A 15,217-nucleotide genomic window follows, 5' to 3' on the forward strand; every position below is an offset into this window, starting at 1 on the left:
AAGGAGACAGCTCTGGTGCCGGACATCACGCCCCCGTGTCCTCCGCCGAATGTGACCACCCATTGAAGCAGACGCCAAACCCGTTGGCAGTCAGAGAGTCTTGGCGCGAACCGGCAGCGGCAAGGGACGCAACCGTGCGGCGGCAGACACGCTGAACCGGCCCGGAATTCGCGGGCGAGCAGGTCGGGGCGAGGAGTTCCATCCCGGCGGTACAGCGGAACTCGGGTCGAACCTTCGATTTCGCGCGGTTCGAAGCGCTTGTCGCAAAAGCTCGGCGAATTTTCGCGGCGCGCGAGTCACCCGCCGAAACAAGCTATTTACACCGCCGACACGTTCGCCGCGCCGGGAAAACACTTTGCACAGGCGCGATTCGAACGGAGGCGCCGCAAAGCGGCGCACGGCCCCGCAATTACGGCGCGCTTGCCGACGGCGGCGTTGCCTACGGGATCGTCGGGGTCCGGCCGTCCGCATGTCACGGAAGGCCGGGCGACCCCGTCGGTCCGGTCAGTTGTGCCGCGGGTCGGCGGTGGAGGTGTGGGGCCGGGTGATCCGGCGATGAGCCATGACTTCGGCCCACCAGCCGCTCAGTGGGCTGGGGTCGGGCCATACGATCCGATCTCGTTCTTCGTCGTCCGCGACGGGCGCTTCGGGTTTCTCGATCACGATGACGTTCCTCTGCGCTGGTGCACGTTGCCGCACACATACTTGCGGAGAGCCCTCGTGTTCGTGCGCGCCGGTGGTTTCGCGCCAGAGCGCGTCGAATCGGCTGAACATCGAGCAGCGCGGGTTCCTCGCCCCTTTTATCGGGACGACCGCGCTGTCGAACCGATACCTCCAACATTTACCACAGCACACCTGAAACAAACCGATCTTTACGGTTCACGATTCGGACACCAAGCGGTCGCTTGGTTACAATTCAACCCCCTGATCAGTGAAAACATGCGTTCGACCGGCTTTCTTACAAGAAACCGAAAAAGGCCAGCGAGCGAAAAATCACCTATCCCTCTCACCGACGGCCGTGGCTGTGCACCCGGGCCCGGCGGGTGCCGGTGTGGCGGCGCCTCCGCACCTGCGGGCGCTCGGATCGGCGGATCGCTCTCGTCGACCTCGCGTAACGCGCAAACACGCCTGCTGCGCGATTCCGAACGGGCCGGGGAGGTCGATATCGTGCGGTGACCATCGACAACGGCGACGATCAGGCGCGGACCGGCGGGCCCGAGCCCGTCAACGGCCTCGGAAAAGGGCGGAAATCCCTCGCGCGCAATGAGTGTGGCCGATGCGGGGAAGGGGCCGCGCAAGGATCTGTCGTGGCTGATTCGGCCCGAGGCACCCGGGTACCCGCCGACTATGGTTCGCCGAACCGAAGCTGTGGGCACACACGACGAGCTCACCCGGGCACCGACGCCCTCCGACCGGGAGGATGCCCGATTATCGCCGCCCGTCTCGGTGCAGGCGCCCACAGCCAGGGAAACCAGGTGATACCGATGGCCGATCTCCGCCGAATAATTCGAAGACACGGCCCCTTCGCCTCGGTCTGTTTCGATACCTCATTCGACACCGAAGACGCGGCGCGTGGCACCGAGTCGCGCTGGCGCTCGATCGACGCCGAATTGGACCGCAGCGGAGCCCGCCCGCGGATCCGGCGGCTGCTTGCCCAGGCGATCGAACTGCATCCCCCGCCGCGCGGGCGCTGCGGCAGGCTGCTCATCGCCGACGAGACCGAGGTGCTCGCCGACGAACGCTTGCCGAGCCCGCCGCACGCCCAGATCGTCCGGGTGTCACCCCTGCCCTACCTGCTGCCGCTGATCGAAGCGCAGGCCGAGAAGATACCGCACGTCGTGGCGTTCGTGGACCGGGTGAGCTCGGAACTCTACGCAATCGACGGCCACGGCGGCGAAGCGGAGGAGACCCTCCGCGACATCGGCCATCCGGCGCCGGAGATCCGGCGCGAAGACCGGACGCATCGCACGATCCGGGAGCGGGTCGAGAACACCACGCGACGCGACATCCGCGAGTTCGCCGGGGAACTGGACCGGCTGGCCGAAACCGTGCACGCGGAAGTCGTCGTGCTCGCTGGAGAGACCCGGGCCAGGACGGAGCTGCGGGCGGTGTTCGACGCGAAGGGCCGGGATGTGGTCGAGGCCGAAGCGGGCACGCCGATGCCGGGGTCGGACCCGAAGGCGCTCGACGCGGAAGTCCGCAAGATCCTGCACCGGGTGGCGGCACTGCGCCACCGCCGGGTGCTCGACCGCTTCGCCGCCGAGATCGACCGTCCGGACGGCCTGGCGGTGGCCGGGCTGGCCGCGACCACAGCGGCGTTGCGCGCCGCCACCGTGGAGCGCTTGCTGCTCGACCGTTCGGCGCTTGGCGATCGCTTGGTGCTGGCCGGGACCGCTCCGAACCCGTTGCTCGGCCCGGCGGCGAACGCCGCGGCCGGTGAGATGCGCCGTGCCGACGAAGCCCTTCCGGTTGCCGCGTTGGCGATCGGCGCCGAGATCGTCCTGGTCGACGCCGTGGCCGCGCTGCGCGATGGAGCCGGTGCCCTGCTCCGGGGGCGCTAGGGCGCGGCGGAACTCACGATTTCGGGATGCGCTCGTGCAGTGTCAGCAGCATGTGGTCGAAGGCGGTCTGCACCGCGGGGGGAGCCGGGGGCAGGTGGTCGATCTCGGCGATGAGCTGGGCGGCCAGGTCACGCAGCTTGACGTTGGTCTCCTGCGAACGCCACTGCAAGACGTGGAACGCCTGCTCGGCGTTGATCCGGTAGACCCGCATCAGCACGCCTTTCGCCTGCTCGATCAGCGCGCGCGCCCGGAACAGTTTCGGCAGCGTGCCGTCGAGCAGATCCTGGCGTTCCTCGGCGATGGTGGTGGTCAGGTCGACGTAGTAGCCCGCGGTGCCGACGACGGTGCCGTCCTTGTCGGTCATGGTGTCGCCCAGCACGAGGACGTGGTGCAGCACCCCCGCGGTGTCGATGATGCGGTGGCGGCTGCAGAACGGTTCGGCGTTGCGGACCGACTTCTCGATCGCCTCCGCGACATGATCCCGGTCCTCGGGGTGCTTGTGCGCGAGCAGCAACTCGGTCGTCGGCGTCACCGAATCGGGCGCGTAACCGTGCATCGCGGCGACCTCGTCCGACCACTCCCACCGCTGATCGGCGAACCAGAATCGGAAGCTCCCCGTGGTCTGCGGTGTGCCTGCGCCGACCACCCGGGCTACCGCTCCCTCGGCCGTGTCCACGATTCGGTCGCCCGATTCGTTCATCGCGTCAGTATGCTCCTACCTGCGGCGTTTCACCGTGGATCCTGCGGATCGAAGCAGACGTCCCGACCGCGCACCCCCCGCGGTGACATCATCATCCTAATCCTGGGGAGCCGGGTTTCCCGGTCTCGCCGATCGCGCCCCGAGCGGCCCTCGCGCGGCGGGCGAGCCCGGCCGTCATTCACCGAAGCGCAGAGTCACTTCGCTCGAGAGCGGGGCGGCGCGGCAGGCCAGCACCCGGCCCCGGCTGATCTCGTCTTCGGTGAGGGCCGACAGCGGATCGGAAGGCATGTCGACGCGACCGGACTCGACCGTGGCGACGCAGCTTCCGCACGAGCCGCCGAGGCAGGAATAGGGCAGGTCCGCGCGATGGCGCAGCGCGGCTTCGAGAACCGGGCGGCCCTGGGACATCTCGAACCGCAGGTCTTCGCCGTGCCCGGTGAGCGTGACGCGGCTGACCGGGGCGTCGGCATCGGGCGCGGCCGCGGTGGGTTCCTCGGTCTCGAACAGTTCGACCATGATCCGGGACCGCTCGACGCCGCGGTGGCCGAGCGCCGCCACCACGTCGGCCACCAGATCCGCGGGGCCGCACAGGAACCACCGGTCGGCATCTTGCTCGGCGACCTCGGACGCCCCGACACGTCCGCGACGAAAGGCAACACCCGAGTCCGCGCGAGGCAGTGTCGCGGGTAGCCGGCGCGACAGGTGGTGGGTGATGCGCAGCCGTCCGGCGAATCGGTCCGTGAGCGCGGCGAGGTGATCGGCGAGCATGATGTGTTCGCTGTCCCGGCTGCCGTAGTGGAGCGTGAACGTGCTGTGCGGTTCCGTTTCGAGGATGGTGGCGATGATCGAGGCGATGGGCGTGATGCCACTGCCCGCCGCTACCGCGGCATAGGCCCGTGGCCGTTCGGGACCCGGATCCGGGGTGAATCGGCCGGTCGGCTCGGATACGTGCAATACCGTTCCGGCGGTCAGGCGGTCGATCGCATAGCCGGAGAATGCTCCACCGTCCCTGCGCTTGACGCCGATCCGCACCTTGCCCGATCCCGCCGCGTCACACAGCGAATAGCTACGCCGGATCTGCCTGCCCCCACTCGTTCCACGTACCACGACATGCTGGCCGGCCCGGAAGGCATACCGGTCGGCGAGTTCGGCCGGGACATCGAATTCGATCACGACGCTGTCGGCGCTGCCGCGGACCACCGATCGCACTGCCAGGCGATGAAAGCCGCGCGCGGGCCCGTGCGGAATCGGGTCGAACATCTCCGCACCGGCCGGGTCGACCGCGACGCGAGCCAACGCGCGCAACTGTTCGACGCCGACGGCCCCAGCCCCCCTGGCCGCACCGAACACCACGGCCGGACGCAGCACCGCCGCCGGGCGGTCCAGGAGCCCGGCTATGCGTGCGATCTGTCGTGCGACCGCCGCGTCCTGCGCACCGACCGCCATGGCCAGCCGCGCCAGCGCGCCGAGCGCACGGGTCCGCGCCCCTCCCCCGTCGACGTGCGGCATGGCCGTGTCGAACAGCTTCGTGATCGTCCACGGGTCGTCGACAGCCCTGGCGGCGGCGCGGAAGTAGCGACGAGCCAGATCGTGGTCGCCCCGCGCGAGCACACGGCGCAAGTGCACGGCCTGCAGCGCGGAGACCGTCATGCCCTGGCCGAAGGCCGGACTGAAACTACAGACCGCGTCGCCGAAGACCAGCAATCCCTGCGGAAATCGGGACAGCCGCTCGTAGCGGCGACGCTGATTGGCCGGATATCGGTACGTGCCGACCTCGCTGAGCGGTTCGGCGTCCAGCAGCGCCGCGCGCACGTCCGGCGGTGCGACCGAGGCGGCGAACCGCCAGAAGCCGTCGGAATCGGTCGGTGGACGATCGTCGCCGTAGCCGATCAGGGTGAGGATGTGTGTCCCGTTCTCCACGGCGAACAGCGCCAATCCGCGCGCGGGATCCTGATTCGCGATCACGATCTCCTTCTCGCCCAGGGCACGGGCAGGAAGGCGCACGTGGCGGCTCGCGTACATCATGTCGATCCGCACCCCCTCCTCGACGGGGCGTTCGTAACCCGAATCGGTGAGCCACCGGTCGACCGGCCCGTGCCGCCCCAGGCAGCTCACGACCAGATCGGCGCGCAGCTCCTCGGCCGCGGGCGCGCCGTCCGGCCTGATCCGTACACCGGTCACCCGGCTCCGGCTCGCGTCGAAGAGCAGTTCCAGGGCCGTGCGACGGTCGGCCACCTCGACGTTCGGCAGCGCGCGTACGCGTTCGCGTACTCGCCATTCGAGCAACGGCCTGCTGGCTTGCAACAGCGAGTAACCGCCGTCGGATTGCCGGAGGGTGTACCCCGCGACGGTCATCCGCATCTCCGTCAACGACCGGCATTCCAGGGCGCCGTCGGCCAGCAGCTCGTCCGTGATGCCGGGAAACAGCTCCTCGAAGATCTGCTTGCCGCGGGCGAGCAGCGCGTGCACATGCCTGCCCTGCGGCACCCCACGGCGGTCGCCGGGTGCGGACAGGTCGTCGCGCTCGACGACCGTGACCTTCCCGAAGCAGTCGCTGAGAATCCGCGCGGCGAGCAACCCTCCCATGCTCGCTCCGAGCACCACGGCGTGCCCGCGGCCGATGTGGTCGGCCGACTGTCCATGAACCACCGATGCTGCCCTCCGACGTCCGTGCCAGGTCTTCCGCAGCCGCCACCGTGGTCGAATCACGTCGAGGACTGAGATTTTTTGCTAGATTAGTCTCAGTGTTCGACAGTCGGCAAGCCGGACCGCTGCCACATCGAGGTAGAAAGAGCCATGAGTTCCTCCACCCGGTCGTCGGAAACACTGCTCGACGCGGCAGTCACGCTGATCGCGGACAGCGGCTTGGACAACCTGACGCTCAGCGCGGTGGCCGAGCGCGCAGGCGTCTCCCGGGCTACGGCCTACCGGGAGTTCGGCGACAAAGACGGCTTGGTTTCCGCCGTCGGGCGTAACGAGATCGGCCGGATGGTCGCCGCCGCCTACCGCGAGATCGACCTTTTCGCACCGGCTGCCGAGGTAGCCCGCTCCTGCACCCTCTTCGCGCTGCGTTACCTGCGGAAACACGCCGCTTTCAGCTACATTCGCCGCCATGAGCCCGCGCGTCTGCTCGATGTCGCGATCACGCACGGCGGGTCGGAGCTGAACCTGGTCGAAACCGTCGCCGCCATCGCGGCGCCCTTGATCGCGGCGCGCGACGATTCGGCACTCGCGCTGTCGCCGGTTCAGGCGGCCGAAGTCGTCGTACGCGCCGTGCTCTCGCACGCACTCATCCAGCGCAGCAATCTCACCGACGAGCAGATAGCCGACACGGTCGCCCGCGCAGTCATCCGGGAGCAGGATGCTTAGCGGCTGATTCCGACTGAGACTTCACCGCTTTCGAGTCTCACAGCGACCCGCGCCCATCGGAGAGCGCTTCGTTGCCTGCGGGCGGGCGGCAGCGCCCTGGGCCGTCGACTCGGCGAGTCCAGCAACAGCCGCGCTCTCACTCCGTCCAAGGCAGGGGCCGCTCAGCAGCGGCGCAGACGCGCGGGCGACAGGTCAGCGGTCGAGTTCGGCCCAGAACGCACAGTCGTGCGTGGCGGCGAAATCCTCCGTCACGACGCTGCCGGTCGCCCGCATGATCAGAGCAGGTCCATCGGAGCTGTGCCCGGCCGACTCCGGCCAGGCAGGCCATTCGGGTGGACCCGGAGTGTTCGGGTCGCCGGTGTGGGCGAAGGTGGTCCACCAGCGTTGCATTCGCGCGGCGAAAGCGGCGGACGCACCCGTCCAGGGAATCGGCACGCCCAAGTATCTGGTGAACAGATAGAACAGCTCGGAGGAGTGAAAGGCCCCGGGCAGAACAGGATTGGCGGCACCGAGCGGCGCCTGATCGACTTCGTACTGCCACAGCGGATGTCCGGCGTCGCGCGCCGTTCGGCTGGTGAACAGCGCGGGACAGGCGAACCGGCTGTCGGTGATCACCGCGATCTGGGCGGCCGCCGGTGAGGGGTATCGGTCGAGCGGATAGCGGGCCAGGACTCGCTCGGCGTCGGCGCCGAAGGATTCGCGCACGTACCGTTCATAGCTCGCCGCGTCCGGAACGCGCCCGCGGGCGTAGTCGGTTTCGGCGACGCTCAGCGCGCCTTCCGCGCTGGTGGACCCGACGATGAGCGGCGTCTTCCGCGCGTCCCCCACCAAGGCCGCGTCCAGTGTCCGGGTGATGACGACGCCGTCGATGCTGGGCACCCAGACGGGAGTCTGTCCGTCGGCTTCGACGTTCGGCGCGTTCAGAAGTGCCGCTACGGGTAGTGCGCGCAGGCAGGCCAGCCGGGTCGCGGGATCCCCGCATCCGACGCGTTCCGCGTAGCGCTGCGAGCGCGCGAAGGCGTCGCCGGGATCGACGGGGGCCACGGGCGCTTGTGCGCAAGCGCCGCTCTGGATGATCGCTTTGGCGAACAGGGCCTCGGAGCCGGGGGCCGCGAAGTGGGTGCAGACACTCACGCCGCCTGCCGACTCACCGAAGATCGTGACATTGCCCGGATCGCCACCGAAAGCGGGCGCGTTGTCGCGCACCCAGCGCAGCGCGGCCTGCTGGTCCTGGATGCCGACCGTTCCGGTGGCGCCGCCGGATTCGGCGGTCAGTTCGGGCAGCGACATAAAGCCGAACGGGCCGAGGCGGTAGTTGGGCACGGCCACGATGACGTCGCCGTCGGCGACCATGCGGGTGGGGCCGTCGTATTCGCTGTTGGAGCCGTTGTTATAGCCGCCACCGTAGAGGAACACCATGACGGGCAGCGGGCGATCGCGGGCGCGGTCCGGCGCGTATACATCGATGGTCAGGCAATCTTCGCTGATCTCTCCGATCGGCGGCACGCCGGGCAGGTAGCCGTTCTGCGCGCACTGCGGCCCATGCTCGTGCGCGGGGCGCACACCGGGCCAAGGCGCGACGGGGCGCGGCGGACGGAACCGCGCTTCGCCCCCGGTGGGCGCGGCGAAGGGAATGCCCAGGTATTCGACGACTCCGTCGGCGGCGTAGCCCGAGACCTCACCGCCGGTCACGAGGACGCCGAGCGGCGCGGAGGCCGCCTGGGGCGGCGGAGTACCCGCGAAGCACACACCGGCGGCGACCGTCGGAGCGAGGGCGGTTCGCACAATCGAGCGAATCATGGCTGTCACTACCTCCGATGCGTCGCTACGGTCGGCGGCGAGGCAGGCGGCCTCGTCCACCGCGGTAGCCGGCATCGATCGGCTCGGCGGCACGGTGCACGATCGGATCGGGAGCCGACCGGCCGCACGCGACTGGAGCCGAAACGCCGCTGGAACCTTCATCCGGCAGAGCACACGCCCGCGGCACCCGTCGACGACGTTCGAACCCCCACCCGCGGCAGCGGACACCGTGCTCGGCCCTCATCATCCGCCCTGCCCCGCCGAGTCGCCGCTGCGACCAGCAGCGATGGCACCTCGGGCTGATGCTACAGCGGTCCGGTGCGCGTGGCGGTACACGACGCAGCTGCTGCGAAGGCCACGCGCCGGTCACCGCGTGTCAGCTCTCGGTGAGCAAGGCCATTTCCTCGGCGAGGATCTTGATCGTCTCGCGGATCTGATCTTCGGTATGGCAGGCGGTGATGAAGAACCGCAGGCGCGCCAGATTCTCCGGCACCGCCGGGTACAGGATCGGGTTGACATTGATGCCGCGGCGCAGCAGCGCGTTCGACAGTCGCAGCGTCTTCGGCGAGTCTCCGACGATGCACGGGACGATCGGAGTGTCGTGGCTGTCGCCGGTGTCGATCCCCGCTTCCCGGGCCAGTCGCAGGAACAGCCGGGAGTTGCGGCGGAGCCGTTCCAGCGGTTCGGTCTCGGACCGCAACTGCCGGATCGCCGCGGCCGAGGCGGCCGCGTTCATCGGCGTCATGCCGACGCTGTAGACGAATCCGGGCGTCGTGTACTTCAGGAAGCGGATCAGCTCCGCGCTGCCCGCCACGTACCCGCCGCACCCGGCGAGCGCTTTCGATGTCGTCCCGGACCACAGCTCGACATCGGCGCGATCCACGCCGAAGTATTCGCCGATGCCACCGCCGCCCGCGCCGAGCACGCCGACGCTGTGCGCCTCGTCGATCATCAACAGCGCCTTGTGCTTCTTCTTCACCGCGATGATCGCGGGCAGGTCGGGGATGTCGCCGTCCTGGCTGTAGACGCCCTCGATCAGGATCAGCACCCGCCGGTACTGGTGGCGGATCTCGGTGAGCAGTGCGTCGAGTGCGGCGTGGTCGTTGTGCGGGAACGGACGGCGGGTCGCGCCCGACAGCTTGCAGCCCTGCATGATGCTGTCGTGGGCGAGACTGTCGTGGATCACCAGGTCCTCCGGTCCGACCAGGTGTCCGATGATCGTGACGTTCGTGGAGTGGCCGCCCACCAGCGCGATGGCGTCCTCGGTGCCGAGCAGGGCCGCGAGTTCGGCCTCGAGTTCGCGGTGCACCGGCTTCTCACCGGACAGGATCCGGCTGGCCGAGCAGGAGCTGCCGTAGCGGGCCACCGCGTCCTGCACGGCGGCGGCGACCGCCGGATGACCGGACAGCCCCAGGTAGTTGTAGCTGGAGAAGTTGATCACCGGCGCACCGTCGATGACGGAGGTGTCGCGCGTGACACCGTCGTTGATCAAGAAATAGGGATTGGACAACCCGAGCGCTTCGAGAGCGGAGACCCGGTCGGAAATCGCCTTCACCTCAGCGAAATCCGAGATCCGGTACTCCGGCTCGACGACAGCGCGCCGTGGTTCGGGCGCCTCGGCCACCATGGGTACGGCGGCTTGCCGCGAGACGGGCGCGCCCCCCTGATTCGAGACCTGAGCGATCACATCACCGATCGTCGTGGCGGGGGTGAACCGGCTCGGGTCGATGGCCGCTCCGGGCAGTTTGCGCACGAGCGCGGCGATCAGGTCGGTGAGCATGAGCGAGTCGAATCCCAAGTCGTCGCCGATAGTTTGGGTATCGCGGAGCCGATCGGCCGGGAAACCGCTCACCCTGGCGAACTCCGCGCGTACGACACCGGCGACGGCTTCCTGGGCGATCGGCAGGTCCGTGGTCGCCTGCGTCGCGATCGGTTGCGGCGTGACCGTCTGCGTGACCGCCGCCGCGGCGGCCGCCTGTTGCGGAGCGCGCCCGGCGGATGGAACGCCCGCGAGACTCGCCAGCACGGCGTTCTGTTCACGGAAGAGAGCGATCAACTGGTCCATGGAGGTTTCCTCGGCTGGTGCGGAAGGCGTGGGGGTGGCGCAGGGTTCGAGCCAGAACCGCTGGTCGGTGCAGAACTCATAACCGGGCAGCCGACGGCGGACGCGCTGCGCGGGTTCGTAGAGCCGGTCCCAGTCCGGATCGAATCCGTCGCGATACAACGCGGCGACGGTGCCGGCCAGTTCGCCCCCGGTCGCGCCCGGCCCCGGGCTGGGCGTCAGGCAGCGCGCCGCCAGGTCCGGGCGGATCCGGCCGGCCTGCGCGGCGAGGACGCGGCGCGGCCCGAGCTCGACGACATGACTCGGCTCGGTGCCGAGCGCGGCCTCGACGGCCTCGCCGAAGCGGACGGTGGCGCGGACGTGCTCGGTCCAGTACGCGGCGTCCATCGTCTCGGTCGCGTCGAGCAGGCGACCGCGCACGGTCGAGTACAGCGGCAGAGCCGGTGTCCGGTAGGTGCATTCGCGGGCGACGGACGCGAACCCCTCCAGGATGGGTTCCATCAGCGGACTGTGGAAGGCATGGGACACGGTGAGCCCCTTCGCGCCCACCCCGCGCGCCGCGAGCGTCTCGTGTATCCGGGTGATCGCCGCGGCGGCGCCGGACAGCACGATCTCCTTCGGTCCGTTGACGGCGGCGATCGCGATCTCCGTCCGGTCGGCGAGCAGGTCCGCGACGTCGCCCGCGTCCGCCCGCACGGCGAGCATCGCTCCGCCCGCGGGCAACCGCTGCATCAGCTCGCCTCGTGCGACGACGAGACGGCACGCGTCGTCCAGATCGAACACTCCCGCCACCGCGGCGGCCGCGAACTCGCCGATGCTGTGTCCGATCACCCAGGCCGGACGGACGCCGAGGTCGGCGAGCGACTTCGCCAAGGCGTACTCCATCGCGAAGATCGCCGGTTGCGCCAGATCGGTGCGGTCGATCGCGGTGTGCTGGTCGAGCATCAGCTCGCGCACCGAGCGACCGAGATGGGCGGCCATGACCTGGTCGACCGCCGCCAAGGCGCGCCGGAACAGCGGACTGGCCGCGTCCAGCATGCGAGCCATTCCCGGGAATTGCGAACCCTGCCCGGTGAACATCCAACCGACGTTCAGCGGTCGCACCACTCCGGTATCCGCTCCCTCGCGCAGCCGCGCGATCGCGGTGTCGCGATCCGCCGCGGCGATCGCGAGCCGGGCACGACCGGACGACTTGACCTGGTTGCTCGTCCAGCACAATTGCGCGAAATGATCCGGCGGGCTGGAAGCCAACGCATCGGCGAGCCTACGGGCGTTGCGCCGCAACCCTTCCGCGTCGTTCGCCGACACGGTGAGCACTCCCCCGCCGGACGCCGTTGACGTTTCGGCCGCAGGTGCGCTGCCCAGCACGACATGGGCGTTCGTGCCGCCGATGCCGAAACTGCTGACTCCGCCGTAGCCGGGACCTTCCAGCGGCATCGGGTCGGTGAGCAGACGCAGACCCTGCTGCGACATCCGCAGCCGCGGGTTCTCCTGGTCGGAGAACCGTGACGGCGGAACCACGCCGTGCCGCAAGCTGAGGGCGGCCTTGATCAAGCCCGCGACGCCCGCGGCGCCCTCGGTGTGGCCGAGATTGCCCTTGATCGATCCGATCCCGCAGGGGCGAAGCCTGTTTCGCCCGTGCAGTTGGCCCAGCGCCTTGACCTCGATCATGTCGCCGAGCACGGTTCCGGTGCCGTGCGCCTCGAGAAAATCCACCTGCTCGGGCCGCACGCCCGCACGCTCGCACGCCGCGCCGATCACCTGTTGCTGCGCCCACCGGTTCGGCGCCGTGATGCCGTTGCTGCGCCCGTCGGAATTGACGGCGCTGCCCTTGATCACCGCGTAGATCGGCAGACCCGCCGCCTGGGCGTCGGCGAGCCGGCGCAGCACCAGTACCGCGACGCCCTCGCCGCGCACGATGCCGTCGGCGTCGGCGCTGAACGGCTTGCACCGAGCGTCCGGCGCGGAGAGACCGGCCTGGGTGTAGAACACCCCGACGGCGGGCGTGAGCACCAGGTTGACGCCACCGGCGACCGCCTGATCGCATTCGCCGGAAGCCAGTGCGCCGCAGGCGAGGTGCACCGCGACCAGCGACGACGAGCAAGCCGTGTCGACCGCGACACTCGGTCCTTTCAGGTCGAACTGGTAGGACAGCCGGTTCGCGGTCATGAAGTACCCGTTGCCGGAGCCGTGCTGCGGCGTGATCGCGGCGTAGTCGCTCATCTGCAAGTTGGCCCATTCGTTGGCCATCACCCCGACGAAGACGCCGGTCCGCGAACCGGCCTCGCCGCGCGGGTCGAGCGTGGCGTCTTCGAAGGCCCGCCAGGTGGCTTGCAGCAGCAACCGCTGTTGCGGATCCATCGCCTCGGCTTCGCGCGGGGCGATGCCGAAGAAGTCGGCGTCGAACGCGTCCGCGTCGTCCAGGAAGCCGCCGCTGCGGGTGTTGATCGTGCCGGGCGCACCGGCCGGGTCGTGGAAGTCGGCGGCGTTCCAGCGGCTCGACGGCACCTCGGAGATCGCGTCGCGTCCCTCGATCAGCAGCCGCCACAGCGCGGCCGGATCGGGTGCTTGGGGAAATCGGCAGTCGAGACCGACGATGGCGATATCGGTCATGCGGCGAGGGTGAATTCGGCGGCCAGGTAGGCGGCGATGTCGGCGATGGTGGGGTACTCGAAGACCAGCACCGGGTCCACCTCGAGCGACCAGCGGTCCTCGATCTCACCGCACAGGCTCACCGCCGAGACGGAGTCCATGCCCAGCTCGGCGAGCGGGACGACGGGATCCACCTCGTGGGGCGCGCGTTCGGTGTAGTCCGCCACGCGCTCCACGAGCCAATCCCGGATGGCGGTCGGACGAGTGATCGTGCTGGTGAACATGTTTCGGCTCCTCGGCGGGTTTTCGATCGATCAGGCGGTCACGGACCGGCGCAGCGCCGGTTCGAGATCCTCGTGCAGGACACCCACGACGCGATCCTGGACAAACGCCTCCCGCATCGAGCTGCGTTGGACCTTGCCGCTGGTGGTGCGATGCACCGACCTGGGTGGAATGAGAACGACGTTCGGCGCGGGCACGTCGAACCCGCGGGACACCGCGACCTTGATCGCCGAGGTGAGTTCGGCGAGCGTGGTGTCGCCTTGCAGCGCCGTCTTGACGCCTTGCAGCACCACAAGCCGTTCCCGGCCGCCCGCGTCGACGGACACGGCTACGCCGGCACTGTCGGCGAACGCCGGATGCAGCCGGCGCACCAGCTCCTCGACGTCCTGGGGATAGACGTTGCGGCCGTTGATGATCAACAGATCCTTGAGGCGACCCGCGACGAACAGCTCGTTGTCACGAAGCAGGCCGAGGTCGCCGGTACGCAGGAACGGCCCAACGGTGCCGAGGTGCGCACCGAAGGTCTCGCGGGTCTCGTCGGGACGATTCCAATAGCCGGCGGCGACGCTTTCGCCGCGAATCCAGATCTCCCCGACGGTGTTGTCCGCCAGTTGTCGCAGCGTGTCCGGGCAGACGATGCGAATGTCGAGACCACGGGCCGCGGGTCCGCAGCCGACGAGCCGAGCATCGCGACCCACATCGAGATAGTTCGGCACCGAGGGCGTCGCTGCCGCACTGGCGAGCAGTGTCACCTCGGCCAGGCCGTAGGCGGGCCGAAACGTCGTCGGCCGCCAACCCGCGTGTGCGAAACGGTCCAGCACCGCCGTCATGGTCTGCTCGCGGACCGGCTCCGCGCCGCTCAGCGCGATCTCGAGGGTGCTGAGATCGAGGTCGGCCAACTGCTCGTCGGTCACCCGGCGCGCGATGAGATCGTAGGCGAAATTCGGCGCGCCGGTGAATGTCGCGCGGTACTTGTCGATGGCCTGCAGCCAGCGCACCGGACGCTTGAGAAACGTCGTCGGTGCCATGAGCACCAGGTTCGCACCGGCGTATACCGCCCCGAGCAGCATTCCGATCAGGCCCATGTCGTGGAAGTGCGGAATCCAACTGACGCCGGTACCGGCATCATTCATCCCGCCCTCGGCGATGGCGGCCTCGTTGTGCAGGAGATTGCCGTGCGTCACGACGACCCCTTTCGGGGTGCCGGTCGATCCCGACGTGTACTGCAGGAACGCGATCGTCCCCGAGTCGATGTCGGGCATCTGCCACGCGTCGGGGTCACCGAGGTGACCGTCGGTGGTGACCACGGCCGCGTGCGTGGCCGCCGCGACCAGCGGCTGAAAATGCGCTGTGGTGAGCACCAATCGGGCACCGGAATCCGCGATCACATTCGCCACACGCCGGGCGCTTCCCGCATCGTGCGGGACAGGCGCCGGAACGGCCACGACCCCGGCGTACAGGCAACCGAGGAAAACCCGCAGGAACGCCAGCCCGTCCTGATAGAGCAGCACGACCGGCTCGGTCGATTCCGGACGCGCCGCCAGCCAGGCCGCGACTGCCCTGGCATCGCGGTCGAGTTCGCGGTAGGTGACGACTTCCTCGCTGAGCCCTCGTCCGGCCTCACGCAGGTAGGTATAGGAGCGGGTCTCCCCGTATTCGAAAATTTGCTGCCTTACGTGGTGAACGAAAGTCGGCTGCATCTCGTAGTTCCTCGATAGGGATCGATATTCGGCGTCGGCTACTACTCTCCGGCGTCCGTAACCGCAGGAACAGAGACCTTAGGGACCGTCCAGCAAACCCCGGGGTCGGCCCGTGCCCACCCTGGGGTGGGTGGTCGCCTGCTGTTCGCAA

Annotated in this window: 9 protein-coding genes; 2 read left to right on the forward strand and 7 right to left on the reverse strand. The window is 69.0% G+C overall.

The annotated features are described in order from the left end of the window. Window positions 1-504: 504 nt before the first annotated feature. Window positions 505-663, reverse strand: a complete 159-nt coding sequence (locus ACZ6DL_RS23375) for a hypothetical protein (RefSeq protein WP_157106603.1) — start codon at window positions 661-663, stop codon at window positions 505-507. 821 nt (window positions 664-1,484) lie between these two features. Between ACZ6DL_RS23375 and ACZ6DL_RS23380 the strand changes: the two genes are divergently transcribed. Beyond that, window positions 1,485-2,561: a baeRF2 domain-containing protein gene (locus ACZ6DL_RS23380; protein WP_466054132.1), complete on the forward strand. Its 1,077-nt coding sequence runs from the start codon at window positions 1,485-1,487 to the stop codon at window positions 2,559-2,561. A gap of 13 nt (window positions 2,562-2,574) precedes the next feature. Here the strand turns inward: ACZ6DL_RS23380 and ACZ6DL_RS23385 are convergent, their stop codons facing one another. Both ACZ6DL_RS23385 and ACZ6DL_RS23390 read right to left on the reverse strand, forming a co-directional pair. After that, entirely contained in the window at window positions 2,575-3,261 is a 687-nt protein-coding gene (locus ACZ6DL_RS23385) for a PAS and ANTAR domain-containing protein (protein WP_466054134.1), read from the reverse strand. A 174-nt stretch (window positions 3,262-3,435) separates the two neighbouring features. After that, window positions 3,436-5,910, reverse strand: coding sequence for a 2Fe-2S iron-sulfur cluster-binding protein (locus ACZ6DL_RS23390; RefSeq protein WP_466054135.1), 2,475 nt, complete (start codon window positions 5,908-5,910; stop codon window positions 3,436-3,438). A gap of 147 nt (window positions 5,911-6,057) precedes the next feature. Between ACZ6DL_RS23390 and ACZ6DL_RS23395 the strand changes: the two genes are divergently transcribed. Then, complete coding sequence (locus tag ACZ6DL_RS23395) at window positions 6,058-6,630, forward strand: TetR/AcrR family transcriptional regulator (RefSeq protein ID WP_466054137.1); 573 nt, start codon at window positions 6,058-6,060, stop codon at window positions 6,628-6,630. 192 nt (window positions 6,631-6,822) lie between these two features. Here the strand turns inward: ACZ6DL_RS23395 and ACZ6DL_RS23400 are convergent, their stop codons facing one another. The 4 genes from ACZ6DL_RS23400 to ACZ6DL_RS23415 all read right to left on the reverse strand — a co-directional run bounded on the left by ACZ6DL_RS23400 (window position 6,823) and on the right by ACZ6DL_RS23415 (window position 15,066). Then, a complete protein-coding gene (locus tag ACZ6DL_RS23400) occupies window positions 6,823-8,430 on the reverse strand; it encodes a carboxylesterase/lipase family protein (protein ID WP_466054138.1) in 1,608 nt (535 codons plus the stop codon). 376 nt (window positions 8,431-8,806) lie between these two features. Beyond that, the gene (locus ACZ6DL_RS23405) at window positions 8,807-13,105 is read right to left on the reverse strand and encodes a type I polyketide synthase (RefSeq protein WP_466054140.1); all 4,299 of its coding nucleotides are present in this window, start codon (window positions 13,103-13,105) and stop codon (window positions 8,807-8,809) included. After that, complete coding sequence (locus tag ACZ6DL_RS23410) at window positions 13,102-13,368, reverse strand: acyl carrier protein (RefSeq protein WP_466054142.1); 267 nt, start codon at window positions 13,366-13,368, stop codon at window positions 13,102-13,104. Before ACZ6DL_RS23410 ends, ACZ6DL_RS23405 begins: the two co-directional genes overlap by 4 nt. A 30-nt stretch (window positions 13,369-13,398) precedes the next feature. Further along, complete coding sequence (locus ACZ6DL_RS23415) at window positions 13,399-15,066, reverse strand: fatty acyl-AMP ligase (RefSeq protein WP_466054143.1); 1,668 nt, start codon at window positions 15,064-15,066, stop codon at window positions 13,399-13,401. Between the last annotated feature and the right edge of the window lie 151 nt (window positions 15,067-15,217).

It is taken from the genome of Nocardia sp. NPDC041819 (assembly GCF_055590505.1).